General features: G+C 41.8%; 35 protein-coding genes, 3 tRNA genes and 2 rRNA genes. 11 read left to right on the forward strand and 29 right to left on the reverse strand.

Annotated features, from left to right (window positions below; all coding sequences use genetic code 11):
• Positions 1-5: 5 nt before the first annotated feature.
• The 7 genes from ABRS97_RS27105 to ABRS97_RS27135 form a co-directional block, all read right to left on the reverse strand.
• Entirely contained in the window at positions 6-656 is a 651-nt protein-coding gene (locus ABRS97_RS27105) for an HK97 family phage prohead protease (protein ID WP_367819283.1), read from the reverse strand.
• Complete coding sequence (locus ABRS97_RS27110; protein WP_367819285.1) at positions 598-1,848, reverse strand: phage portal protein; 1,251 nt, start codon at positions 1,846-1,848, stop codon at positions 598-600. Before ABRS97_RS27110 ends, ABRS97_RS27105 begins: the two co-directional genes overlap by 59 nt.
• Positions 1,849-1,862: 14 nt before the next feature.
• Positions 1,863-3,614, reverse strand: coding sequence for a terminase large subunit (locus ABRS97_RS27115; protein ID WP_367819287.1), 1,752 nt, complete (start codon positions 3,612-3,614; stop codon positions 1,863-1,865).
• Positions 3,607-4,197 (reverse strand): terminase, encoded by a 591-nt coding sequence (locus ABRS97_RS27120; RefSeq protein WP_367819288.1) that lies wholly within the window; start codon positions 4,195-4,197, stop codon positions 3,607-3,609. The genes ABRS97_RS27115 and ABRS97_RS27120 overlap by 8 nt, the downstream gene beginning before the upstream one ends.
• A 137-nt stretch (positions 4,198-4,334) precedes the next feature.
• Entirely contained in the window at positions 4,335-4,562 is a 228-nt protein-coding gene (locus tag ABRS97_RS27125; protein WP_367819290.1) for a hypothetical protein, read from the reverse strand.
• A gap of 45 nt (positions 4,563-4,607) precedes the next feature.
• Positions 4,608-4,958: an HNH endonuclease gene (locus tag ABRS97_RS27130; RefSeq protein ID WP_367819292.1), complete on the reverse strand. Its 351-nt coding sequence runs from the start codon at positions 4,956-4,958 to the stop codon at positions 4,608-4,610.
• A gap of 284 nt (positions 4,959-5,242) precedes the next feature.
• Positions 5,243-5,797, reverse strand: a complete 555-nt coding sequence (locus ABRS97_RS27135) for a site-specific integrase (RefSeq protein ID WP_367819294.1) — start codon at positions 5,795-5,797, stop codon at positions 5,243-5,245.
• 1,011 nt (positions 5,798-6,808) lie between these two features.
• Here ABRS97_RS27135 and ABRS97_RS27140 point away from each other — a divergent pair.
• The 3 genes from ABRS97_RS27140 to ABRS97_RS27150 are packed head-to-tail and all read left to right on the forward strand — an operon-like array spanning position 6,809 to position 8,615.
• Positions 6,809-7,747 (forward strand): hypothetical protein, encoded by a 939-nt coding sequence (locus ABRS97_RS27140; protein WP_367819296.1) that lies wholly within the window; start codon positions 6,809-6,811, stop codon positions 7,745-7,747.
• Positions 7,748-7,782: 35 nt separating this feature from the next.
• On the forward strand, positions 7,783-8,160 hold the full coding sequence (locus ABRS97_RS27145; protein WP_367819298.1) for a hypothetical protein: 378 nt from the start codon (positions 7,783-7,785) through the stop codon (positions 8,158-8,160).
• Between the two features lie 11 nt (positions 8,161-8,171).
• The gene (locus ABRS97_RS27150; RefSeq protein WP_367819300.1) at positions 8,172-8,615 is read left to right on the forward strand and encodes a hypothetical protein; all 444 of its coding nucleotides are present in this window, start codon (positions 8,172-8,174) and stop codon (positions 8,613-8,615) included.
• Positions 8,616-8,679: 64 nt separating this feature from the next.
• Here the strand turns inward: ABRS97_RS27150 and ABRS97_RS27155 are convergent, their stop codons facing one another.
• Positions 8,680-9,066, reverse strand: a complete 387-nt coding sequence (locus ABRS97_RS27155) for a hypothetical protein (RefSeq protein WP_367819302.1) — start codon at positions 9,064-9,066, stop codon at positions 8,680-8,682.
• A 121-nt stretch (positions 9,067-9,187) separates the two neighbouring features.
• The gene (locus tag ABRS97_RS27160) at positions 9,188-9,409 is read right to left on the reverse strand and encodes a hypothetical protein (protein ID WP_367819304.1); all 222 of its coding nucleotides are present in this window, start codon (positions 9,407-9,409) and stop codon (positions 9,188-9,190) included.
• Between the two features lie 389 nt (positions 9,410-9,798).
• Here ABRS97_RS27160 and ABRS97_RS27165 point away from each other — a divergent pair, with 389 nt between their 5' ends.
• Both ABRS97_RS27165 and ABRS97_RS27170 read left to right on the forward strand, forming a co-directional pair.
• On the forward strand, positions 9,799-10,023 hold the full coding sequence (locus ABRS97_RS27165; protein ID WP_367819308.1) for a WGxxGxxG family protein: 225 nt from the start codon (positions 9,799-9,801) through the stop codon (positions 10,021-10,023).
• Between the two features lie 41 nt (positions 10,024-10,064).
• Positions 10,065-10,583 (forward strand): DUF3231 family protein, encoded by a 519-nt coding sequence (locus ABRS97_RS27170; RefSeq protein WP_367819310.1) that lies wholly within the window; start codon positions 10,065-10,067, stop codon positions 10,581-10,583.
• A gap of 347 nt (positions 10,584-10,930) precedes the next feature.
• Here ABRS97_RS27170 and ABRS97_RS27175 read toward each other — a convergent pair whose 3' ends face one another.
• The 15 genes from ABRS97_RS27175 to ABRS97_RS27245 all read right to left on the reverse strand — a co-directional run bounded on the left by ABRS97_RS27175 (position 10,931) and on the right by ABRS97_RS27245 (position 16,489).
• The gene (locus tag ABRS97_RS27175) at positions 10,931-11,209 is read right to left on the reverse strand and encodes a hypothetical protein (protein ID WP_367819312.1); all 279 of its coding nucleotides are present in this window, start codon (positions 11,207-11,209) and stop codon (positions 10,931-10,933) included.
• Positions 11,210-11,248: 39 nt separating this feature from the next.
• Complete coding sequence (locus ABRS97_RS27180) at positions 11,249-11,533, reverse strand: hypothetical protein (RefSeq protein ID WP_367819314.1); 285 nt, start codon at positions 11,531-11,533, stop codon at positions 11,249-11,251.
• Positions 11,534-11,566: 33 nt separating this feature from the next.
• The gene (locus tag ABRS97_RS27185; RefSeq protein WP_367819315.1) at positions 11,567-11,719 is read right to left on the reverse strand and encodes a hypothetical protein; all 153 of its coding nucleotides are present in this window, start codon (positions 11,717-11,719) and stop codon (positions 11,567-11,569) included.
• Positions 11,720-11,786: 67 nt separating this feature from the next.
• On the reverse strand, positions 11,787-12,020 hold the full coding sequence (locus ABRS97_RS27190) for a helix-turn-helix domain containing protein (RefSeq protein WP_367819316.1): 234 nt from the start codon (positions 12,018-12,020) through the stop codon (positions 11,787-11,789).
• Positions 12,021-12,033: 13 nt separating this feature from the next.
• Entirely contained in the window at positions 12,034-12,192 is a 159-nt protein-coding gene (locus ABRS97_RS27195; protein WP_367819317.1) for a DUF6906 family protein, read from the reverse strand.
• The gene (locus tag ABRS97_RS27200; RefSeq protein ID WP_367819318.1) at positions 12,189-12,506 is read right to left on the reverse strand and encodes a hypothetical protein; all 318 of its coding nucleotides are present in this window, start codon (positions 12,504-12,506) and stop codon (positions 12,189-12,191) included. The genes ABRS97_RS27195 and ABRS97_RS27200 overlap by 4 nt, the downstream gene beginning before the upstream one ends.
• Positions 12,503-13,492: a replication protein gene (locus tag ABRS97_RS27205; RefSeq protein ID WP_367819319.1), complete on the reverse strand. Its 990-nt coding sequence runs from the start codon at positions 13,490-13,492 to the stop codon at positions 12,503-12,505. Before ABRS97_RS27205 ends, ABRS97_RS27200 begins: the two co-directional genes overlap by 4 nt.
• A gap of 154 nt (positions 13,493-13,646) precedes the next feature.
• Complete coding sequence (locus ABRS97_RS27210; protein ID WP_367819320.1) at positions 13,647-14,096, reverse strand: hypothetical protein; 450 nt, start codon at positions 14,094-14,096, stop codon at positions 13,647-13,649.
• Entirely contained in the window at positions 14,093-14,371 is a 279-nt protein-coding gene (locus ABRS97_RS27215; RefSeq protein ID WP_367819321.1) for a hypothetical protein, read from the reverse strand. The genes ABRS97_RS27210 and ABRS97_RS27215 overlap by 4 nt, the downstream gene beginning before the upstream one ends.
• A 5-nt stretch (positions 14,372-14,376) precedes the next feature.
• Positions 14,377-14,580 carry a hypothetical protein gene (locus ABRS97_RS27220; RefSeq protein WP_367819322.1) on the reverse strand — a complete coding sequence of 68 codons (204 nt, stop codon included), beginning with the start codon at positions 14,578-14,580 and terminating at the stop codon, positions 14,377-14,379.
• Positions 14,573-14,860 carry a hypothetical protein gene (locus tag ABRS97_RS27225; RefSeq protein WP_367819323.1) on the reverse strand — a complete coding sequence of 96 codons (288 nt, stop codon included), beginning with the start codon at positions 14,858-14,860 and terminating at the stop codon, positions 14,573-14,575. The genes ABRS97_RS27220 and ABRS97_RS27225 overlap by 8 nt, the downstream gene beginning before the upstream one ends.
• Positions 14,861-14,883: 23 nt before the next feature.
• Positions 14,884-15,498, reverse strand: coding sequence for a helix-turn-helix domain-containing protein (locus ABRS97_RS27230; protein WP_367819324.1), 615 nt, complete (start codon positions 15,496-15,498; stop codon positions 14,884-14,886).
• A gap of 146 nt (positions 15,499-15,644) precedes the next feature.
• Complete coding sequence (locus tag ABRS97_RS27235) at positions 15,645-15,989, reverse strand: helix-turn-helix domain-containing protein (RefSeq protein WP_367819325.1); 345 nt, start codon at positions 15,987-15,989, stop codon at positions 15,645-15,647.
• 15 nt (positions 15,990-16,004) lie between these two features.
• Positions 16,005-16,226 carry a hypothetical protein gene (locus tag ABRS97_RS27240; RefSeq protein ID WP_367819326.1) on the reverse strand — a complete coding sequence of 74 codons (222 nt, stop codon included), beginning with the start codon at positions 16,224-16,226 and terminating at the stop codon, positions 16,005-16,007.
• A gap of 2 nt (positions 16,227-16,228) precedes the next feature.
• The gene (locus ABRS97_RS27245; protein ID WP_367819327.1) at positions 16,229-16,489 is read right to left on the reverse strand and encodes a winged helix-turn-helix domain-containing protein; all 261 of its coding nucleotides are present in this window, start codon (positions 16,487-16,489) and stop codon (positions 16,229-16,231) included.
• A gap of 166 nt (positions 16,490-16,655) precedes the next feature.
• Between ABRS97_RS27245 and ABRS97_RS27250 the strand changes: the two genes are divergently transcribed.
• The 6 genes from ABRS97_RS27250 to ABRS97_RS27275 all read left to right on the forward strand — a co-directional run bounded on the left by ABRS97_RS27250 (position 16,656) and on the right by ABRS97_RS27275 (position 19,894).
• Complete coding sequence (locus ABRS97_RS27250; RefSeq protein WP_367819328.1) at positions 16,656-17,069, forward strand: helix-turn-helix domain-containing protein; 414 nt, start codon at positions 16,656-16,658, stop codon at positions 17,067-17,069.
• Between the two features lie 42 nt (positions 17,070-17,111).
• Positions 17,112-17,306, forward strand: a complete 195-nt coding sequence (locus ABRS97_RS27255) for a hypothetical protein (protein WP_367819329.1) — start codon at positions 17,112-17,114, stop codon at positions 17,304-17,306.
• 5 nt (positions 17,307-17,311) lie between these two features.
• The gene (locus tag ABRS97_RS27260) at positions 17,312-17,545 is read left to right on the forward strand and encodes a hypothetical protein (RefSeq protein ID WP_367819330.1); all 234 of its coding nucleotides are present in this window, start codon (positions 17,312-17,314) and stop codon (positions 17,543-17,545) included.
• A gap of 75 nt (positions 17,546-17,620) precedes the next feature.
• Complete coding sequence (locus ABRS97_RS27265) at positions 17,621-18,220, forward strand: ImmA/IrrE family metallo-endopeptidase (RefSeq protein ID WP_367819331.1); 600 nt, start codon at positions 17,621-17,623, stop codon at positions 18,218-18,220.
• Entirely contained in the window at positions 18,220-18,612 is a 393-nt protein-coding gene (locus tag ABRS97_RS27270) for a hypothetical protein (RefSeq protein ID WP_367819332.1), read from the forward strand. Before ABRS97_RS27265 ends, ABRS97_RS27270 begins: the two co-directional genes overlap by 1 nt.
• 4 nt (positions 18,613-18,616) lie before the next feature.
• Positions 18,617-19,894: a tyrosine-type recombinase/integrase gene (locus ABRS97_RS27275; RefSeq protein ID WP_367819333.1), complete on the forward strand. Its 1,278-nt coding sequence runs from the start codon at positions 18,617-18,619 to the stop codon at positions 19,892-19,894.
• Positions 19,895-20,041: 147 nt separating this feature from the next.
• On the opposite strand, the gene ABRS97_RS27280 is transcribed toward ABRS97_RS27275, so the two are convergent.
• The 5 genes from ABRS97_RS27280 to ABRS97_RS27300 form a co-directional block, all read right to left on the reverse strand.
• Positions 20,042-20,114 (reverse strand) — tRNA-Val (locus ABRS97_RS27280).
• Positions 20,115-20,127: 13 nt separating this feature from the next.
• Positions 20,128-20,202 (reverse strand) — tRNA-Glu (locus ABRS97_RS27285).
• A gap of 13 nt (positions 20,203-20,215) precedes the next feature.
• A tRNA-Ala gene (locus tag ABRS97_RS27290) sits at positions 20,216-20,288 on the reverse strand.
• 30 nt (positions 20,289-20,318) lie between these two features.
• A 5S ribosomal RNA gene (gene rrf / locus ABRS97_RS27295) occupies positions 20,319-20,435 on the reverse strand.
• Between the two features lie 143 nt (positions 20,436-20,578).
• Positions 20,579-20,687: ribosomal RNA gene (locus ABRS97_RS27300) — 23S ribosomal RNA — on the reverse strand; the annotation flags it as partial.

The following is a 20,687-nucleotide window of genomic DNA, read 5'->3' on the forward strand; positions in this document are numbered from 1 at the left end:
TGTGGTTATACCTCCGTGGATTGTAGGATTTTTAGGTAATCAAAAAAGCGCTGATCGGGCTTAGTTTCCTTAACGGATTCGGCCAAATTGCGCTCTTCATCTAACGATTTTAATTTGTCTTTGCTTCGCTGCGAGAGTACAGCTTCTGTATCAGGATAAGCCGGTGTTGTTACGACAGATACATCATAAAGTGTGCCGATCCGTTTGATCGTTCGCTCATACGCGCCTCGATCTTTGTTATAGGACCATTCTTCTGCGTCCTCACCTTCAGCAAGCGAAAAAGCAAAGCTACATTGATTAATGACACCGCTACGCATATTTTCCATTAAATCGCGGCTATATGACGTGTCTGTAGGTGTGCATCGCCATTTCAGACCAATACCATCGGTTTCCAGCATTACGGAACCTTTACCAGTGGAAACGGTGTTTCGACCAAGCACCAGATTACTATCATGGTTAAAGAGGGCCACAACATTGTCCATATCGGCATCATCAAGTGCTCGGCTATCAATTTTTTCATAAACAGGGGTCATCCATCCTAAATTATCGCTTTCACGATTAAATTTAAGTGCATACGCCTCGATGTACTCAGTACCATCACTCGCCGTTCGGATCTCCATTGGAGCCGTTACTGTTCGGCGTTCCGTTTTTAACATTTCCTTCATCACCTCCCTTCAGCAGTACGGATACGGGTTGCATGGCCGTGTTCACCATATAGGTGTCACCACCTTGTTCAGCAGGGATCGGATTTTGATTTTCCTTTTTCAAGATATCATTCGGACTCATCCACCCGTTTTGCCTAGCGATCTGGTATGATTCGTAACGGGCTTTTGTATCGCTACGAAGCAGTGCTTCTGCCAAGTGCTCGGCATAATATTTTTTTCTTTCCTTGCCGACAAGCAGCCGCATGGTGATAGCTTGTTCCCATCGAATCATCCAAGGTTGCAAACTGTCGGTTAGAAATTCCATGCTTTGATGTTCAATGTTGCTGAAAGTCGCTTTGTCCAAATCAGCAATCTTGTGCGGCGGCACACGGAAGATACGAGCAATTTCACCCAATTGAAATTTTCTGGTTTCCAAGAACTGTGCATCCTCAGGTGGGAGTGAGATTTGATGGTACTTCATCCCCTCCTCTAGGATGGCAACACGGTGTGCATTATCCAAACCGCCATGCGCTGCATGCCACGAAGCTTTGAGTCGCGCCGAACTGCCATCGGTTAAGGAACCAGGATGTTCCAAAACACCGCTTGGCCTTGCCCCATTTGTAAAAAACTTATTCCCATAACTTTCCGTTGCTTTGGCTAAACCAAGTGCTTCCGCATGCAAACGAATTAACGATTTTCCACCGAGCGGCCCCTTGAGTACGAACACCCGATAGGCTGGAAGCTTATACCCCACGCCTTTGATAAACGTGACATACTCGAGCGTCCGATTCAGTTCATCGTAATACTCGGTTGTGTTCTCAGCGCGTAGGGGCCACAGCGCTTTAACTTGACCGGATGCATCCCACTCGATCTCCGCAAACCCCATCCCTCTTGTAATGGCATCAACGGTGATCCACTCCCTGAACTCCATGGACGACATGAGCTCATTTGGGGCATCATGAAGAAGGGAATAGATGGGATGTTCTTCTGCTCGTCCTCGACCATCCTTTACCCGTTTGTAGAGCACAAGCGGCAAGGATGATACAGGCTCAGAAATGGCGCGTATCGCTGCTGAAACGGCTGTTAACTGGACAGCAGTTCGTTCGGTAACGCCTGTCCCAGTGGTTTGCGTAATATCAGCCCATGTAGATCCGTTACCGTTATAGTTCACGGCTTGCCGCTTTTCCCAGAACTTCCAACGCAAAGTGCTAACCTCCTTTATAAAAAGAAAATCCCTCTGGCCTCGTATACAGATTTTTGTTTCTTGCTACCTAAGGCCAGCTTATGGGCGTCGATCACGGCGTCAACGGGGTCAATTCGTTTGGTTTGTGAATGTTTTTCAATCTTTATTTCACCGAAACTATTGGAATCGGTTTTCGCATTGATCATGGACCACGTTAAGAGGCGATTATGTTTGTTGTACATGACATTCCCAGCTTCAACTTCAAGCCTAAAATCAACGGTAGCGTCATTTAAGCTTCTCGCGCTTTGGATAATCTCCACACAATCAACCCCAAACACCTCATCGAGATCATGCAAAAAGGCATCTGCGTTATGAGGGTCATAACCAATGCCTTTGAGTTTGAGATCATATTTTTTAATAAGATCCTTGTAGTACGTAAGAATGTATTTATAGTCCGTCTTTACGCCGCCCAGTGTTTCAGTAGCGGTTAGAAGTCCGTCTCGAATCCACATATCATAAGGTGCTTTATCGCTTTTAATATGTTCGGCCACGCGCGCCTTCGGAATGAAACTATGTGAATCAATGAAATACTTTCGATCGGCGCCAACATCGAATGGAAATTCAAGGACGCCGGAGGTAAGATCGCCACCACTGGATAAATCAAGGCCCATAAAGCAATCCTTGCCGCGCATGTCTTCTAGCGTCATGTCACTTTCACAGTTTTTCCAGTGTTCCATATTCATGTACTGGTTGTCCGCGAACTGTACCCATACATTCAGGGATTTTGTCATGAAATTACGAAGTTCGCTTCCCTGCATTTCCTTCGCTTTTATCGCATCAGCTCGAAGGCTCGCCAGTGTTTCTGGCGTCCAAAGTGGATTAGCCTTTGGCCAGTTCTCTTCATCCCATATATCGTCGTCTTTATCGAGTTCGCAGATAAAAACAAATTGCGTTTCGTCCACAACAACTCCCGCAAGAATTTGCTTACAGTAATTGTAGAGTTCATAACAAGGACTATTTAGTTCAAATCCAGCTGTTGTAATCACCGATATCAGGAATTGCTTGAGTTTCTTCGTACCATCTACCAACAACTTGTACATCTGGTTGTCCTTGTGCAAATGGTACTCATCTACACTGGCAAAGTATGGCCGAAAACCATCAATTGATTTCGTATCCCGCCCTAGAGCTTTAATTATTCCTTTGGTTATTTCACAGATGATCTCGCCTTTGTATTCCTTTACATCGAACAGGCCCGTTTCGTACTCACTACCACAAAGTTCAGTATCAGCATCAATAAACTTGATGCACTCCTTCAGTACGATCTTAGCTTGTAGTTCCTTCGTAGCTGCGCAGTAGATTTGCGGGTATTGATATCCATCAAAATTCCCATAATAAATGGCTGGCACCGCATTACCAAGTGACTTTCCGTTCTGTCTGGCTACTTGAATGTAAGATGTTCGAAATCGACGATACCCTTCAAGGGTCCGCCATCCATGCCAGCTACCGAAAATGAAGTCTTGGAATCCCCAAAGTTCAAGAGGTTTTGGTTCCTCGCCTTCAGCTAAAGTTAAAGTTTCGGCAAAATCGATAAGCTCATGCCCTCGATCAGGATCCCAAACGTAAGGGAAGTCATCAGTATCCTGGCGTTCTAAGTCATTTAAATGACGTTGACATGCTTGAATCTCTAATTTCCCTACCCTACGGGATAGATTGCCTGATACTACATCGAGCGCATATCTTGTTACACGGTCATCCCTTGCTAGAACGTTAAATGGGTAATTATCCACCACGACCTGCTCCAAATTGTGCAAATCTGCTTACTGGCTTCTCTTCTTTCTTCGGCTTCAAAACATTTTTAACGCGTGCCAGCGGATTAAGGAATAGTCGGTCCTGCATTTTTAGCAGCATGTCCATTTTTTTGTTAATGGCTGATTCGATACGAAGATGCCCTTCAATGGAAATCAGATTCGTCAAATACATCCAAGCCTTTTGACGAAACTCTTCCTCGTCGTCTTCAATGAACTTTTCCAAAGGCCCCATATCTGCAGCAATACTGTCGATGCGCTGGTAGGATCTAAGTAACCGCTCATACTCGGCATAGGTTTGGCAGTAAAGAGACAAGATGTTAACGTCCGATGTGGTGATGAGCTCAATGCCGTTCTCGGCAGCCTCCTTGTAATCCTTCATGTGCTGCTTCCAGCATGCAAAGGCGATCGCATCGTTTTTCACAAATGCCGGTGGCTTTATTTTATCAAGGTCTTTCTTTCCAAGTTTAATTTCCGCAGCTTTCCGATCTGCAATTTCTGTTTTAGTAAGGTGCTTTCTGCCATTTGCAATGACAAGATCAACTGGTTGTCCGCGACGGGTCATTTTGCCTACCTCCAATCAAAAGTTTATATGGGGAGTTTTTGCGCGAATAAAGGGACACGCGGTCTACAGTCGGAGAGTCTGTAGAGATTTCTCCCCCCCTACCCCTATTAACAAAAAGAGCCGCTCATTTGAGCGACTCAGGTTATAATCACATTTTCTTTTTGATCTGGAACACATTCGATTGGAATGCCCATAAATTTTTTCGTATGTGGATCAATGTCCTCAAAACGGTTTATGTTCCGATAAGCTGTTGCTACTTTCATGTACGTTTCGTAGTTGAGTGTAATCTTCTGAGGGTCTCTGATCTCATATAATGCCTTGATCACTTCATCAGTAGCAGCTTTTATTCCTTGATTATCTTTCACAAAGCATCCTCCCTTCATGAATTACCATTACATTGACTATATCACTCACCTGCCAAATCCACCATCCTCTGTAGCTGTTTTCTTATCGTGGTGTCGCTTGCATAGTGACTGCCAATTGTTCCGATCCCAGAACAGCTCCTTATCTCCGCGATGTGGCTTGATATGATCGACTACAGTCGCCGCGCCGATGGTTCCCTCATCTTCGCAATGAACACACAGTGGATGCTTGATTAGAAAGTAAACCCTCGCCTTCCTCCAAGCGTTGTCATACCCTCGTTGTGCCGCCGATCCTCGTTGCCGTTCATAAGACTGGTCTTGATCAGCATGTTCCTCACAGTATTTATTGTCAGTCAGGTTCTTACATCCGTTCTTACGGCAGAATTTTTTTAATGCCAATCTCTATCAGCTCCAATTCTCTTCCGTGGAACAATTTTGAATATTATTCATTGCCATTGAATCAAAAATAACCCTTATAAAATAAGGGGTTTTCTGGTTACAGTTGCTGTTTTATCGGAAATCAGGGGTCATTATAGGCACTTTTTATGCAAAATAATGAATGACTCATATCTTGATAGAGAGTGTCATTGACTGACAGCCCATGAAGCCTTATCCCAACTGGCTTTGTAGTTCCATGCTAATTTGAATGATACAACTCTAAAATTCGTTGCATTGGTTTTTGGTCATCTCGATGAGAACTTCATTTTGGATATTGCTTGATCGATCGTATCCTGTTCGATACCAATATATTTACGTGTGATACTCACGTCGGCATGATTGAAAATCTCGCGAAGCATCTCAGAGTTATTGGTCATCTTATGAAAATGATATCCAAAGGTTTTTCTTAAAGTGTGTGTTCCGATTCTTTCCAAATCAAAATGCTCGGCCACTTCTTTTAATATTCGGTATGCTTGTTCCCGGTTGATTGGTTTATTTTTGCCTTTGCGTGAGGGAACAAGAAACTCATGATTTTCCTTGTCTTTAATGTAAGGTTTGAGTATTCGCTTTAGCTCTGGATTAATCGCAAGACTTTTCAATTTACCTGTTTTAATCTCTCGCAAATAAATGTGGTCCTTATCTCTTACATCTCTTACTTGAAGGTTCAGGATATCGGAGATGCGCAGACCCGTGTAAATACCCAAGCAAAACATAACAAAGTTACGCTCGTTGCGTTGCTTGAGGTAATGCTGAATTCCTTCAACGACGACCATTTCGCGAATAGGCTGAACCGTGTTCATCCGGAATCACCACTCTTTACGCATTTGACCCTTGAACAAAACTGTTTGCAGCCTTCCCATCTTCCCCAAATACATGCCTTGCACTGAGCTGGCTGCTTAGGCAATTGGATTTCTTTCTTCATCTGCCTCCCCTCCATTCTTATTATTAATTCTATTTACGGTAGTGTGACTGCCAGCTATCACGCCATTCCTTACGGCGGACTGATCTAGGATGTATGTTTGACTTCGCTTTTCTGTTTAAAATAGCTTTGATTTTCTTGAACATCATCGCACCTCCAACCAGGTATTATAAAAAGAAAAAAGAGCTGCTTTCGCGGCTCTTTTGGCTGTCCGGTGAATTGTCGGAAACACTCAGACTTATTTTGTTTCTTTTGCTCAGAACAAAAGGAACTGAATGCCTGAAATAGGCATGCACTTCGCTTTGCTCATAAAGAGCTGGGGCATCTAACCCCGCCTCACACCACACCACCGACGCTAAACGTCTAAGGCTCTTAGTCCCACAGCGTAGCCGAGTTCCTACATGTGATAAAGGTACAGTAGGTATCACCCGAGCAATTACTTGCTCTTTGTAATAACAACAGTACCTCTAAAATGCGGACATTCTGTGGACATGTTTGGGTCACTATTTAGACATTTTCATATAAAAATTATAGACACTACTGGGAATAAACGGTAATATTAAATTGTGTCAGGAGCACCGGACAAACATAAGCCCGAGGGAAAGCATTCCCAAGCTTTATAGTTCATTTCTCCTATTATCCATATCCATTTCATAATTGAAGGCGTCCTATACTCCTATTTAGATATTTCAATTCTCCAAGATTTGTTGTAAAATGGCAAAAAAAGACATACTGGAGTTTTACCCAGCATGCCATTCTGATAGAGTGTTTTTGGTCGGACACTCAATATATATCTATATAATATCACTACATTTTGTTTAATGCAAAGGTAGTTTATTAGAATCAGAAGTGGTGGGGTATACTCTCTAAGCTAGAGAGGGGTAGTATTGAAATGAATATTCTACAGTTTAAACGGGTAGTACCTAAGGATCGCCTGGTCCATGTTGTTGAGAGCGAAAAGATTGAATGCTCTAAAGAAATGGATGCGATGTTCGAAAGTCTTGTGGAACAGCGTCTTGCAGTTGCAAGCAGCGTTTTTGATGAGTACAAATACGCAGGAAGTACTGCAGTAAATATATTTGAAGCTATTAATTTCCCATCTCAACTAAACAATATGGCATCATTTATAACACAACTAAAAAGTTACCTTAGGATTGACACACAAATTGTTGGCATAGAGTTCAGACCTCAAATTCAAGAAACCCCTCAAATTAACCTAATTGAGGAAATATCAGATAATTCTCTACTTATACAATGGGTTTCAGGAAGAAAGCGACCTGAACTTGATGGATATGGAATTGTTGAACGATTGGTGCCTAAACTAGAGACGATGATAATTCGGTTCGGAAGCCCGGTATTTGTTGAACTTAGATCTTCCTACAACCAAAGAAATACATATTTGGGTTTATTAGCGTCATTGCTTTCTCAAGATGAGCATTCAACAGGTCTGAATATTGAATGGGTGCCAATAACAAAGGTAACTGAGGATGAAGCTGAACAAATCGCAGCTAAGTTAAAGGCAGGTCTTCTTGAGTCGGAACACCTTGGAGAAGGTTGTATTGGAAAATATGGTTTTACAGCAGCTCCAGGAATTGAAAACCTAAAAGATCAAAAACAATTCCAGGATTTTATAACAGGCAAACCATACCTTGCTCAAGTGTTTCATGTTGATTATGTAGAGGCAGAAACTGGTTATACTACTAAGGTTAAGTTTAAAATAAATCACAAAGGCGGCTTTGAATTTAAGAGCAAGGTTAGTGAACGTATCATTAAAAGGATATTAGATGTATTTGTAGAAGTTAGATATCATAAAGTTGCAAGTGGAGAATAGATTATCTACAACAGCTTTTTCCAGGAGGGGTGGGTATGAATATAAATACTGTTGAGATCGATCGCATTCTTGAACAATTAGCCTTACAAGATGCATATCGTTTCAATGCTTATCAAATATCTGCCCTTGTTGGAGAAAAAGATGTTGATTTGGTGAACAAGTACCTCATGTTTAAAGCACACTTCGGAGTACTTGAAGCAATAATAGAATTTCTTTGTCCTAATAATGACCCGGATTTTCAAATTATACTTGGCAAGGAGACTCCGAGTGGGATACGAGAGTGTAGAATTTGTGATAAAGAATACACACCTGATTTAGATTACTCTCATATAGTTTTTTACTTCAAGCGCACATATATAGAAGATTTAAAAAAAAAAGACCGGGTACCACTGAGGGAGAAACAAGCCATATAGAGCTCCCGACTATGACGGATTTTTATATGATTAAACAATTGGAAAAATTAGGGGCAAATATTTATTTTGGGGGAATTCATATGACCACGAATAATAATGGTAGCAAATTTAGTTTTGGTAACGTCACTGCTCCTAATGGATCAATTGTAATTGGAGATAGTGGACAAGCTATTACTTATAATACTGCTGGCAGTGAAGATGCAAAAAAGGAACTTTTAGATATTATTGCTAGTTCTAGTATTCCAGATGAGAGCAAAGAAGAGCTAACAGGAGCGATTGAAGCGATTACTGAAGAAGCGTCAAAAGAAAAACCAAATAAATTATCATTAAATGGAATGATGAGTGGTTTATCTAATGCATTTTCTCTATTTGAAAAAACTCCAGGATTAATAAGTGCATTTAAAAATTGGCAAAGCTTCTTTGGTGGCGACTCCGGAACACCGCCAATTTCATAATATCTAGCTTTAAAATCCCGAGGGAAAGAATCCTCGGGATTTTAAAGCTAATATAGATGATTTTTCATTCTAGATAAAGTAATGTATTAGCTACGCTTACAATGCCTTCAGATATTTTTCGGTCAAATGTTTTGTCACAGTAAGACCAGCCGCTAAACCTCAAAATTGTTGAAGCTCTAGAGTTTCCTTTAATATATCTATATTCTATAATCTCCCTTATATCATGATCAACGATCTGATTCACCGCGCGTTCCAGTACTAAACAAGCTTTTCCCCATATTTCCTGGTAAGTTTTCTGTTTCTCTGTAATTGGTGGATTTTTTTCAAAATTACTTAATGCTCTCTTCATTTTTACGTACTCGGATAAAATTATTTTAGCTCTCTCTATCTCTCGGCGTGTTGCTTCAGGAAATAAAGTGAATTGATCTGTTTCAATTTCGGCTACCATCATATCCACACACCTCATTTTTATAGTATAATTGGTGCATGGAATTGCTTAATCCTCTGCGGAACCGGCCAAGGTAAAACACGCAGAGGATTTTTTCTATTTATTTATTTATTTATTTATTTATTTATTTATTTATTGTTTGTAAAATTAGTGATTTAATTTTGTTGAAGTTCTCAATAACCTCAACATTTCCGCAGTTTCGAATCTCTTCTTCATTCGCGGCCCCGTGAAAATTACAAGCTGATAAAATAGCTTGCTCAGCTATTTCAATTGTCGGCTCACTGATTGCGAAGTATCGGTTCAACGTTGCAAAAGAACTGAATTCCTGTGAATTCTCTATGGTCAAGTTAACTGCTCCTTTCCTTTCTAGTAACCCCAACCAAATGTACTGCCTTTACTGATTTACTGATTTCCTCCATGATGTACGATGTTCCTTTTGTAAGCCAATTATTTGCCACCACCACCAAGAGTCCGTATTTGGTTTCTATGAATCCGTTTTCGAGTAATGATGATGGAGGCATTACATACATAACCATTTTGCTTATGTCTCTTTTTTTGTATTTCAATCATTGGTTTTAAAGTGGTTTCAATGAGTTGTAGCGCCTTCTCATTCAAAAACTTCACCTCTCGGGGTTACTAAATTCAATTCATAACACAAGAATTAGACAGCAGAATATTTGTTTCTTGAATGGGTAACATATACTCGTACAAATAAACTTTCGAGGAGAATAGAATATGAAAATGAAAAAGATATGCTCATTACTAATCGCTTTTTCAATCCTGTCGTCTGCAATGTCTATTCCTGTATTTGCAGAGCAATCAAATCAATCGGATATGAACAGTAACAATTACAGAACTAATGCCGCAACTGATCATAATGGCATGGATTGGGGCTGGTTAGGTTTACTTGGGTTGGTAGGCTTGATTGGGTTAAGAAGTCGCGACCGGGACCGTACCTAGTCAAAAATCTGTAAAAAAACGAAACAAAGGAGCAAAACTAAATGGGTATTTTAAGCGGTAATCCAAAAGATGAACCCATGCACTATGGTGAAATCTCTAGTGTTTGGATGGCATCAACAACAGCAAAAGGTGTTGTATCCTACTATCAAGCATATTTAAACCACGCTGGAGACAAAGACCTTAAAAAAATCCTCGACGATCTTATTAATCAAGCAAAGCTGGAGATTAAAGAATGTGATGCATTGCTCACTGATAACGGAATTTCTCCCGCACCAACGATGCCTGAAAGACCACCAGTTAAACTCGAAGATATCCCTGCTGGAGCAAGATTTACTGATCCTGAAATAGCTGCTGCTATTTCTGCTGATACCTCTATTGGGTTAGTTGCTTGTAGCCAAGTAATGGCTCAGTCGATTAGAGAAGATGTTATGGCTCTATTCGCTAAATACCACGTCACTAAAGCAGCACTTGGTCTTCGGTTACTCCAGTTGAGCAAGGAAAAGGGTTGGCTCATTCCTCCTCCTCTTCAAGTAAAGAGACCTGAACCTGTTAATGTGTAATTTTTAATCCCGCTCTTTGAGTGGGATTATTTTACCCCAAGTTACTTAATATTCACTCAGATACTTGACCTTGTTGGCTCAACGGTAGTCACACAGTTTCCCGAAATAAATATTGAAATTCGCAAATCCTTCATATCTCTATACAAAGCCCAAGCCTTAAAATCGTCAGTTGTCGCCATTTCTAGCGTTCCGTTTATGACACTTGTCACAACGTACACAATGTCGTGATTGATCAAGTTCTTTCCCCTCTTTCCTAGTACGTTTGATATTCACTCAGATACGTAACGCTTGTATTCTGCTATTTCTTCGTCATCTAAATCGGAATCCCATGTACCACCTCATATTCATTATGTTGCCTTACCATTTTCAAAAGCTTCTCTGATAAATCTCACTATGTGTTGGCAAGTATCTGATTCGCCAGCAGATAACCCATTCATCGTGCGAGCTTCCGTCTTTGTAAGTTTACGCCCCATGCAAATTTCCTCAGTTTCGACTAAATCTCGATACCGTGGTACTTGCCATTCTTCCAATTCAAAGCCTTCAAACGGTCTAGACTCATCGTAGTAATCTTTATCAATCCATTCAATTCGTCCACGCTTATTACGGCCTTTATATTCTAAATTCACGATGCACGCTCCCTATTCATTTTGTTACATGCCTGCTCTTCACGCCGAATGAATCTGAATGCCTTCACGATCAAGCACTTTCCAAAGCTCATCAACGGTCATTTCATCAACATTTTTTTCATGCATTATTGTTACAACTGGCTCTTGAATGAAGCCAATTAGTGGTAGATTGCTATACTCCACATACATGCTACCAGCCACAGTCTGTTGATTGGCCCCTGTTAGCCTCTTAAATGCGTTGGGCAATACAACAATGGATTGCGTCTTATAACGAACAACATAATTCCCGTTTCCATCTTTCATAAAAGAGATCAGAACTTGCATATCTATCCTTCCTTCTCTGGTGAATTTGGCTCCCTAATCCATACAAAAGTAACCTTTACCAATTCGCTCAACATCATCTTCGGTTGCAGGTGTAATGACAAATGGTTTGCCTTGGAGATAAATTACTTCCTCATCGCCTTCTTTAATGTTGAGAATAAACTCTTCGTAAAGCTTTATAGCTGTCATGTTTCCTCCCTGATGTAATCCTCTATGGTTGCTTGATTCTCTTCGTTGTATTCATCAATAGTGCTAATCACGCAGGCGTCCTCCTTCCATATGCCCCGTTAGGCCGCTTGCCGATATAGCCTTTACGCGCTCGATCCATGACAAGTAATGCAACCTCGTCTATATCCCTTCCGAAAGATTTGGCAATATCATCAATGCTTAATCCTTCTTTCCACATGGATTCAAAGGCCAGAACGTCTGGATCGTCCCAAATCATGTTCATTTCTTCGCAGGCGATATAGAGGTTTAACCGTTCCTGCATGGTGACCAACTCCTTATTCTGATTTTTTGAAAATTGTCCTTATGCCAGCAGCTTTGTTGATTAGGGCAATTTCATATGCATTTTCGCTATCAAAGAACCATTTATTCGGATCCCAGCCAGCTTCAAGCAGCAACTTTTTCTGGTATGCGGTTAGTTCAATGCCGGATATCATCCTGTCGCCTCCGTGTATGCTTTTTCTAAAAGCTGTCTGATTACTGCAGCGTGTGGCTTTAGATATTGACTTGTTATTTCATCAAAAAATTCTTTGTCCGGCCATCCGATAAAACTTCCATCAATGATCGGCACGAGCTTTACACCGTTTGTATTCCACTGGATGACTGTCCCGGCGCTGCGGATTGTCCAGAAGTACTTTTGCAAAAGGATTGAACGCTCTTTGTGTTCGGAATCAAGGATAATCAAGAGTAATCTACGCCAGATGCGAGTATCCGGTAAGTCAGGGCGCGGATCGGCAAGCAGGTCGATCATATGTTACCGAATTTCTTGTCTAGTCTTTTAGCTGTCGCAAGAGCCTCTTTCATTTCTTCATCGGATAATCGGCCTGAACTTGGGTCGTTTTTCGCAATAGGTATCTGTGGTTTTCCACTCTTGCCTGGTCGCTTCCCTGTACCACTTTCTCTATCCAATGGGACAACATTTGAAGGGCCAGCCTGTTTAGCTAAATGCGTTTGCCAAGCATCTTGTAAGCTATCCTCGTAATACTTAAACGTGTGGGGAGGTCTAAATCCTAACCCCTCTTCTTCTTCACGTTTCTTCTTTTCCTCAAACTTGGTTTTCATTGCAGAGACAATAAATTCAAGGTCGGGGATTTTACTCAGAACAACATCAACGCTTTTATAGTCACTCTGCCTAAGTTGAGTAGCTATTTTCCCATGAAGCTCACAGAATGAATCTATTAGATGGATCTTCCGCTTTTGATAATCAAGATTCGAGGACTCAGAAACAGGCTCGGTTGTAGTAGTAATATTTTCTTTAAAAGATTGTTTTAAAAGATTTATTTCTTGGGTGGTGGATTCACCACTACCTGAGATGGTGAATCCACCACTACCACCCGTGGTAATTTCACCACTAATGGCTTTTTCACCAGTGGTGAATCCACCACTGGTATATTCACCATCCATGGTAGATTTACCACTGGTGGATTCACCCAGCCACTCCTCATAATTCTTATTGAAACCAAGAACTCTAACAGTACTTTCTGGTTCAGACTCCATTATGATTTTTCTGTCCAATAGCCTTTTTAATTCCCTTTGCACTTGTCTCCGGTCACCGTCAACAGCTTGTGATAAGAACCCCATCGAAAAAGCATGGTACTTTCTTTTGAAGCCGTAAGTGAAACGCAATACAACCAATACAATACGGTGCTGGGTCGCATTTAATTTGGTTTGATACAGTTGCTCAAGAACTACGTTGGCAATAGCTGTATATCCGTTTTCTAACTGAACGTCAGCCATAATATGCCCTCCAAGCTTGATACATAAGTACCTCCATTGCTAAATCAACTCTTCTATGTATGCGCAGTCACCTTCTCCGCAAAATAAATTAATGATTACTTGATGCTTAGCAGCATCGCCGGTGACACGCCGTAGCATGTCCATCCCGATATTGCTAAACAGCACTAGACGCCTCACTTGCCCTTCTTACAATACTTTTGATCATATGCCCGTTGCCTTCTTGAATCTCCCCATCTTGAAGCCGCTTGACCCTGTAGTGAATCCATGAAGACATTCGACGTGCCTCGATGACCACAGCTTCAACAAGTTGTTTGCCATCCTGCCTGTACCCCCCCATCAATGGGTTAGGCACTAATTTAGCTACACGGACCGTATCGCCAACCTCAGGTGCCTTACGCTCAAGCTGCATGTCCTTGGCATGCTTTAGAACATCCTTTTTAAGAGAAGACAATTGCTTTTTAGTCATGCTGGAGTGGTTACGACAATAAAGGTGCATTGAAATGCTTAACAGAGCCTGATCGAATTTGACATTACGATCAACGATGTATAAAGCTAGTACCTCAACACACGCCGTTCTGTCTGTCCACTGAACATTCGTTTTCATTGAACACCCCCATTATGAAATCTCTCAGGAAACAAAATCCTCTCAGCTTCCGACCAACGCCGAGCTGCTTCAACTTTAAATATTAGCGCTCGATGTTCTTCTATTGATCGCTCAAAGCGATGTAGGGAGCGTATTGTTCTAGATGCCTTTTCTTGATCCCCATCTGCGATATGACCTTTCAAATACTCTTCAAACCTAAGAATGTCTTCCTTGTTACCATAAACAGTTTTTTCCAAAGCACTAATAACTCTGAAAAATTCTATGTAGTCGAACATTAGAATTACCCTCCGTCCTCCGGATCAGGTAGCTGCATAAAATAGAACATCCCCCATCCAGCGTCTTCGATATCCTCACCCTGGCATATCGGGCAAACGATATCCGAGTGATTTACGTCTTCATGGTCCTCAAGCGCAAAATCCGCTGCGCATCTAATGCAGGTATACAAATGCATCGGAAGAGGTGGGATATTTGGTTTTTCAGGCATTTACCATTTCCCCCTTGTTTTGCTGCGACATGAGAGGTATACTGAAAGCAACATTTTTATCAAAAGCATTAAATCCGAGATAGTCATCGTTCGCTGCGATGGCTATTTCTTCGTTTACTGACAAGCCATTTTCTCTGAGAACCCGTTGAGTCATTTCGGTGATTGTCTCTTGGGCACGGAAGTCAGCTGCCATTTTCATGACCTCGGATGCTTTCAGAACTCCACTGGCATAAACAACTCCAGAACTGAGGCCGGATCCGTTCAACATTGATATGAACATATGTATCGCCTGCCTTATTTGAATTAGCGCTCCCCGCGCTTCACTTCTAATTGATGTTTCTGCATCAAGCTTTTACGATTTAAACCAAACTCTTCTTCCAGGACACCTTTCATGACCATAGCCTTATCAATGACATCGCTAATCTCATACCAAACTCTCTCTGCGCCTTCCCGACGTTTCTCGGGATCGATGTGTTTTGCTGTCACTAGGCCCTCCAATGCTGAACACGCCTCATGCAGTTCTCTGAGTAGTAGGTCTTTTAATGCTGCAGGATGCAAATCAAGATTTGGAACATCTTCTAAAATGTTAGAGATGAACCCACCTGTTCTTTCATCTGCAATTGCAATAGCAAACCTCCAGTTTAGGCTTGAAAATACTGAATCGTGTGATTCAGGTAATCGTCGATTTCCGCTTTCAATTTTCGATAATACCGTTCTATCCATGTGTATTTTATCTGCAAACTCCTGTTGCGATAAATTAGTAAACTTACGATAATTACGAATAAACTCTCCTCGCAATATCTTCTCACCCCTCCGTGTCCATTTTCTAGATTGATTTCTGGACAATTTGTCCAGATTAGCAAGTGTTACAAGCCAAAAATGTCCATTCCACGGTGTGAATGTGTGCCAATTTTGCACATAATCTGCCTTCTTTTGTGATTATCTATAAAATATAATTAAAGCATTAACTGGATTGATTCTGTCGGCTACCAGATCCCGAACCTGTTGATGAAAATCCCCGTATGTACCCCGCGCCCACCATCGTACGAGTGGGCTTGTCCTCTTTATGCTCGTCTCAACATATTCGAACGCTCAGTTGGAACGGGAATTGTACTATTCTCCATTTGAAGCTTGATCCAAGCATCAAGCGCCAACCTCTTAAAGAAGATTTGAACCCCAATTCGGAAATGTGGGATTAATCGTTTCTTCACCAAGTTCCGCAACGTGTCGCTACTCACATTCAGATGCGCCGCGGCCTGATCTACGTCGAATGACTCATCTTGCAGCGGCATTGCCGTTATGAAAGCAGTAGTTGCTTTAACGAGTTCAACATCTACCGTCTTTGCTGCGATTTGGCTTTGAATAGCATCACATAGTGCTTCTGCTGTTTGCTCCAGCGTTTCCTTCACCTCGTTCACCCCCTCTCATAATTTTCCTAGTGCTTTGTCTGCTATTTGGTAAATCGCCTCAAGCGCATTGCGTTGACGTTCGATTGTGGCGATGCTGGTAGCCATCTCTTTTAATACAAGTTCTGACTCTTCACTAAAGTGTTGAATCATTCTCATTATTCTTTGATCTTGGCCTGAGCTTTCTTCTTTGACAGACTTTGCTGCCTCTTTATAAATTTCAAAGGCTATTGGATTCAAAATTAAATCGCCCCCTTTCCGTGTACTCCACTACACAATTCGGTTAAAAAAAAGAGATCTTCAAATTTTTTATGTGGAAATGCTTGTAAAGTACCAATAATCAAACTTTCACCGGGTGAACAATATTCTGGGTGATTCTCATCTAATTTTGTTCTCCAAAGTCTACTTCTTGAGATCCCCATTTTTTCAGCGAGCTTAGTATCGTTAAGATTCTCGTTCTTCTGGAGTTCCTCTAATACTTCAACCCTTAATTTAATCTTCACTTTTTCTCACCTCAATTTAACTGTTTCGTCCTCTACACAATTAATATAACCCATTTGTGTAGTTTGCGCAACAAAAACTTTTCGTCGACTACACACCAATTCTGTTTCATGTGCGAAACGCTTTTGTTAAAATAGGTTTATTACTTATGAGGTGTTGATAATCCATATGAATATTGTTGAGTTCGGGTTGTATTTTGCTGAACTAAGAGAAAAAAGTGGATTTAAGAGCCAACGTCAGCTTGCAATTGCTAGTGGTGTGAGCAATGGAACCATAGCGAGGATCGAATCAGGTACACAAAAAGTAAGTCCTGAAACCTTGAAGGTTCTAGCACCGCACTTAAAAGATGTTGATTATGATGAACTGATGATTAAAACAGGCTATATCAAAGAATCCGCATTAGATACTTTTCATGAAATGGAAAGATCACCAGCCATCAAAGAACAATCTGCTTCATATGAAAAATCTGGCGGACGAGCTTACTATGGTGGTGGATCCGACTGGACTGAGGAAGAGAAAGCCGCGGCAGATGCTTTAGTTGAGATGATGAGGAAGAGAAAAGCTGAACGAGAGAAGAAATAGCAAATACCGCATCCGATGTGGGAATTAATTGGTGATTTGTTAATGCTTAAGCGAAATCAAACCCTCCGTACTCCCGAGGAACTTGAAGAAGCACTGAGAACAGGCGTCAGCGTAATGGTCATGCAAGGCGGGAAGCTGCTGGACTATGGCGGCCCGATCGAGCGTTATTCCGAAGACGCGGTATACATAGATGGCGGGTATTATCTAACAATGAATTGCGAATTTAGAGTGAGGTGAATTAAATGAATGATGACATTATGCGAGAAACGTTGATGAAAATATTGGATCGTTTAGGTCGAATTGAAGACAAAATAGATAGTTTGAAAGCATCGGTCGATTCCCAACACACAGAAAACATTGAGGCAGATGAAAAACTTCTCGAGGCGATCCGTACAACAAATGACCGTTTGGACTATCAGAGGAACAAATTATCCAAAACGGAAGAAGAACTCTATTTGCTTAAACAAAAACATTAAGCCCCAAAGGGCTTTTATTTTAACATAGAAAGCGAACATACATTCTTGTATTTCCCTTTATTAGGAGGCTCCATCATGGATCTTACACATTACAAACCAACTGCCCTTGAGGAATTGATTAGCAGGCATTACCAACAGGGTAATATTCATTTTCCTTGTGACCTTGATATAGAAATGATTGCGGACATGTTCGGCATTGAACTCCATTATCATGATGGTAAGTCGTTTGCTGATTGGGCAGATAATAATTATAGCTATATCGTTATTGATTCCAGACTTAAAATTGAAGAACGACGTATTCACTTCTTCCACGAAATTTGTCATCCACTTCGTCATTCAGGAATTCAAGATAAGATGAATAAAGCTTTCTTGGAACTACAAGAGATTCAAGCTGCTCACTTCCAGTACTACGCAGCTATGCCCTATTACATGCTCTCTGAATTTCAGTACGTCTCCCCTACGCTCCTGATTAAAACACTGGCCGCAGAATTTATACTCCCGGAGAAATTCGTAGAGAGAAGGCTAGAGCAAGTTAAGCGACGGATCTATATCGGACGACAGGATCATGAGATAAATACTCGTTGGAACACACCAGTTAAAGTCACAATGGCAGACGTTCGCCGCATCATGGAGGAATTTGGTCGTAGAAAAATAGAAAGAGAAGGGTCATACTGATGGCAAAGATTTCGGTTTATTACGAGGATCAAACCAATGGGATGATGCGACCAACACGGGTGAATATTTATTTTGGGCGCGGCGCCATTGACTGGGACAAGCAGAGCGTTTATTTACCCTATGAGTTTCCTTTCAAGAAGATGACAGCAGATGATGTATTTCCTGATTTTACAAGCGTCCTGATAATGGCTAGTGACTTGTTCCAACATCCTACTGAGCGGAAGTTTGGCATCTACCTCCCTCTTATACTTAGTCGGCTGACTGAGGACAAGCGGCGCACAGGTGCCAAGTATGAAATTGAGGATATTGAACAATTCATTGTCCATGTTCACGACATAGAGGCAGCGATTCAATCAGCATTAACTTCACTTTATGATAAGGAGGACTTTTGAAAACATGAAAACATCTAAAGGCTCGATAGAAAAAAGAAGCGAGAAGTCTTATCGGCTTACGGTAGAGCTTGGATATGATGCGAATGGGGAGCGCATACGAGAAAGAAAGACCGTTCAAGTACCTGATGATGTACTGAAAAGCAAAAGTAAAAAGCAGTTGGACATATTTCTTGAAGATGAGTTGACTGCATTTCGTCGAGAGCTTGAAACGGGTCACTATATTAAACCTCATCGCTTTACACTGGATCGGTTCTATGAAATATGGCAAACCGAATATGCAAGTAATCCCAAGAACCTATCTCCGACAACCTACGACAAATACCAGGCCATATATAAATCAAGGCTCAAAAAAAGGTTTGGACATTGGTGGATCGACGACATAGGTACCTTTGAATTGGTGACATTTCTCAATACACTTGAAGAAGAAGACGGCGCTCGTCTCGACGGAAAACCCGGCCCCCTATCTACCTCTGCCATTAAGGACGTTCATAAAACGCTAAACTCTATCTTCAAGTTTGCTTTTAACATGAAGGTTCTTAAGGATAATCCTATGGATGGAATAGATTCTCCAGCAGTTTCGTACGAAAACAAAGAAGTTTACGATGAGGATGAAGCATACCTAGTGCTGGAAGCTCTGTACCTTGAACCACGTAAACAACGGCTTATGGTTATGGGAGCTCTCATTGGGGGCGAACGCCGCGGCGAAATTAATGCAGTGAAATGGGGAAACGTAGATTATGATACACGAAAAATATCTGTCGAAGATAACATACCTTTAACGAAGGCGGGTGTCGCGGTGGAGAAGGGGCCGAAGTCTAAGAGTTCAATCCGAAAAGTGTCGTACCCTGCTTGGTACATGGCTGAGTTACGTGAATTCGAAATGGAATGGCGAGGTGAACGCAAGCTTGCGCTTGATGCTGGCGTTTGGCTTGGTGGCGATTCTGATGACTACGTTAATGACTACATCTTTCATAACAGGAAAGGAAAACCGTTTTATTATCAGTATATCTCCAAGTGGTGGGAAAAATTCTGCAAACGCCATGAATTAAGATATATCACGTTCCATGAGTTACGGCATAGCTCCGTTACGCTGATCATAGAGGAGGTTGTGAAACAAGGAGAAAGCCCGGAGTTGATTTTAAAAGCGATTCAGGAACAACTTGGTCACGCCAAATACTCCACAACGTTTGATATTTACAGCCACGTCACCAAGAAGATGAGCGACATTACCGCTCAGAAGATGGACAAATTCGATATAAAATCTAGAATCACTTCGGGGTGATTCGGAACCATTTTACCCCCTTCTGAAAAGTTTGGTCCCCATGACGTCCCCAACAACTGCATGAGTAGTACAGTTTTACCTATTTCAAACAATCTGTTATATAAGAAAAAGCCACGTCCCATAAGGGATCATGGCTTTCTGTTATAATGAACGCTGACGGGATCGAACCGCCGACCCTTACCCTGTCAAGGTAATGCTCTCCCAGCTGAGCTAAGCGTTCATAAAAGAATAAGTGGTGACCCGTAGGGGACTCGAACCCCTGTTACCTCCGTGAAAGGGAGGTGTCTTAACCACTTGACCAACGGGCCTCTCTAAAAGAAATGGAGCCAAGCGGGATCGAACCGCTGACCTCCTGCTTGCAAGGCAGGCGCTCTCCCAGCTGAGCTATGGCCCCAGAGAAAAAAAACCCACGGAGTGGGCAGCTGCTTGGCAACGTTCTACTCTCCCAGAACCCTGCGGTTCAAGTACCATCGACGCTGGAGGGCTTAACGGTCGTGTTCGAGATGGGAACGCGTGGGTCCCCTCCGCCATCATCACCAAACAGTCAAAGTGCATGTTGCACCCTGAAAACTAGATACGAAACTTGCGTAAAGTGAGTATTTGTTGAACCAGTTGTTTTCTGGCTTCCAATCAAGTATTCGGCAATCGCTTCGTGAGCTTCTGCTTCACTTGCTTGAGATTTTTTTGGTTAAGCCCTCGACCGATTAGTATTCGTCAGCTGCATGCATTGCTGCACTTCCACCTCGAACCTATCAACCTCGTCGTCTACAAGGGGTCTTACATACTGGGAAAT

Origin of the sequence: Paenibacillus tabacirhizosphaerae (assembly GCF_040812395.1) — a bacterium.
Lineage (GTDB): Bacteria > Bacillota > Bacilli > Paenibacillales > NBRC-103111 > Paenibacillus_E.

Bases quoted from the DNA above. Each gene is read 5' to 3' on its own strand.
- ABRS97_RS27215 (WP_367819321.1), bottom strand. From the start codon at position 14,371: ATGTTCGACTACATAGAATTTTTCAGAGTTATTAGTGCTTTGGAAAAA.
- ABRS97_RS27210 (WP_367819320.1), bottom strand. From the start codon at position 14,096: ATGAAAACGAATGTTCAGTGGACAGACAGAACGGCGTGTGTTGAGGTA.
- ABRS97_RS27225 (WP_367819323.1), bottom strand. From the start codon at position 14,860: ATGTTCATATCAATGTTGAACGGATCCGGCCTCAGTTCTGGAGTTGTT.
- ABRS97_RS27155 (WP_367819302.1), bottom strand. From the start codon at position 9,066: ATGATGGTAGCCGAAATTGAAACAGATCAATTCACTTTATTTCCTGAA.
- ABRS97_RS27140 (WP_367819296.1), top strand. From the start codon at position 6,809: ATGAATATTCTACAGTTTAAACGGGTAGTACCTAAGGATCGCCTGGTC.
- ABRS97_RS27105 (WP_367819283.1), bottom strand. From the start codon at position 656: ATGTTAAAAACGGAACGCCGAACAGTAACGGCTCCAATGGAGATCCGA.
- ABRS97_RS27180 (WP_367819314.1), bottom strand. From the start codon at position 11,533: ATGCAAGTTCTGATCTCTTTTATGAAAGATGGAAACGGGAATTATGTT.
- ABRS97_RS27250 (WP_367819328.1), top strand. From the start codon at position 16,656: ATGAATATTGTTGAGTTCGGGTTGTATTTTGCTGAACTAAGAGAAAAA.
- ABRS97_RS27165 (WP_367819308.1), top strand. From the start codon at position 9,799: ATGAAAATGAAAAAGATATGCTCATTACTAATCGCTTTTTCAATCCTG.
- ABRS97_RS27190 (WP_367819316.1), bottom strand. From the start codon at position 12,020: ATGCAGGAACGGTTAAACCTCTATATCGCCTGCGAAGAAATGAACATG.
- ABRS97_RS27265 (WP_367819331.1), top strand. From the start codon at position 17,621: ATGGATCTTACACATTACAAACCAACTGCCCTTGAGGAATTGATTAGC.
- ABRS97_RS27200 (WP_367819318.1), bottom strand. From the start codon at position 12,506: ATGATCGACCTGCTTGCCGATCCGCGCCCTGACTTACCGGATACTCGC.
- ABRS97_RS27120 (WP_367819288.1), bottom strand. From the start codon at position 4,197: ATGACCCGTCGCGGACAACCAGTTGATCTTGTCATTGCAAATGGCAGA.
- ABRS97_RS27185 (WP_367819315.1), bottom strand. From the start codon at position 11,719: ATGACAGCTATAAAGCTTTACGAAGAGTTTATTCTCAACATTAAAGAA.
- ABRS97_RS27205 (WP_367819319.1), bottom strand. From the start codon at position 13,492: ATGGCTGACGTTCAGTTAGAAAACGGATATACAGCTATTGCCAACGTA.
- ABRS97_RS27255 (WP_367819329.1), top strand. From the start codon at position 17,112: ATGCTTAAGCGAAATCAAACCCTCCGTACTCCCGAGGAACTTGAAGAA.
- ABRS97_RS27135 (WP_367819294.1), bottom strand. From the start codon at position 5,797: ATGAACACGGTTCAGCCTATTCGCGAAATGGTCGTCGTTGAAGGAATT.
- ABRS97_RS27145 (WP_367819298.1), top strand. From the start codon at position 7,783: ATGAATATAAATACTGTTGAGATCGATCGCATTCTTGAACAATTAGCC.
- ABRS97_RS27260 (WP_367819330.1), top strand. From the start codon at position 17,312: ATGAATGATGACATTATGCGAGAAACGTTGATGAAAATATTGGATCGT.
- ABRS97_RS27220 (WP_367819322.1), bottom strand. From the start codon at position 14,580: ATGCCTGAAAAACCAAATATCCCACCTCTTCCGATGCATTTGTATACC.
- ABRS97_RS27195 (WP_367819317.1), bottom strand. From the start codon at position 12,192: ATGATATCCGGCATTGAACTAACCGCATACCAGAAAAAGTTGCTGCTT.
- ABRS97_RS27270 (WP_367819332.1), top strand. From the start codon at position 18,220: ATGGCAAAGATTTCGGTTTATTACGAGGATCAAACCAATGGGATGATG.
- ABRS97_RS27170 (WP_367819310.1), top strand. From the start codon at position 10,065: ATGGGTATTTTAAGCGGTAATCCAAAAGATGAACCCATGCACTATGGT.
- ABRS97_RS27275 (WP_367819333.1), top strand. From the start codon at position 18,617: ATGAAAACATCTAAAGGCTCGATAGAAAAAAGAAGCGAGAAGTCTTAT.
- ABRS97_RS27150 (WP_367819300.1), top strand. From the start codon at position 8,172: ATGACGGATTTTTATATGATTAAACAATTGGAAAAATTAGGGGCAAAT.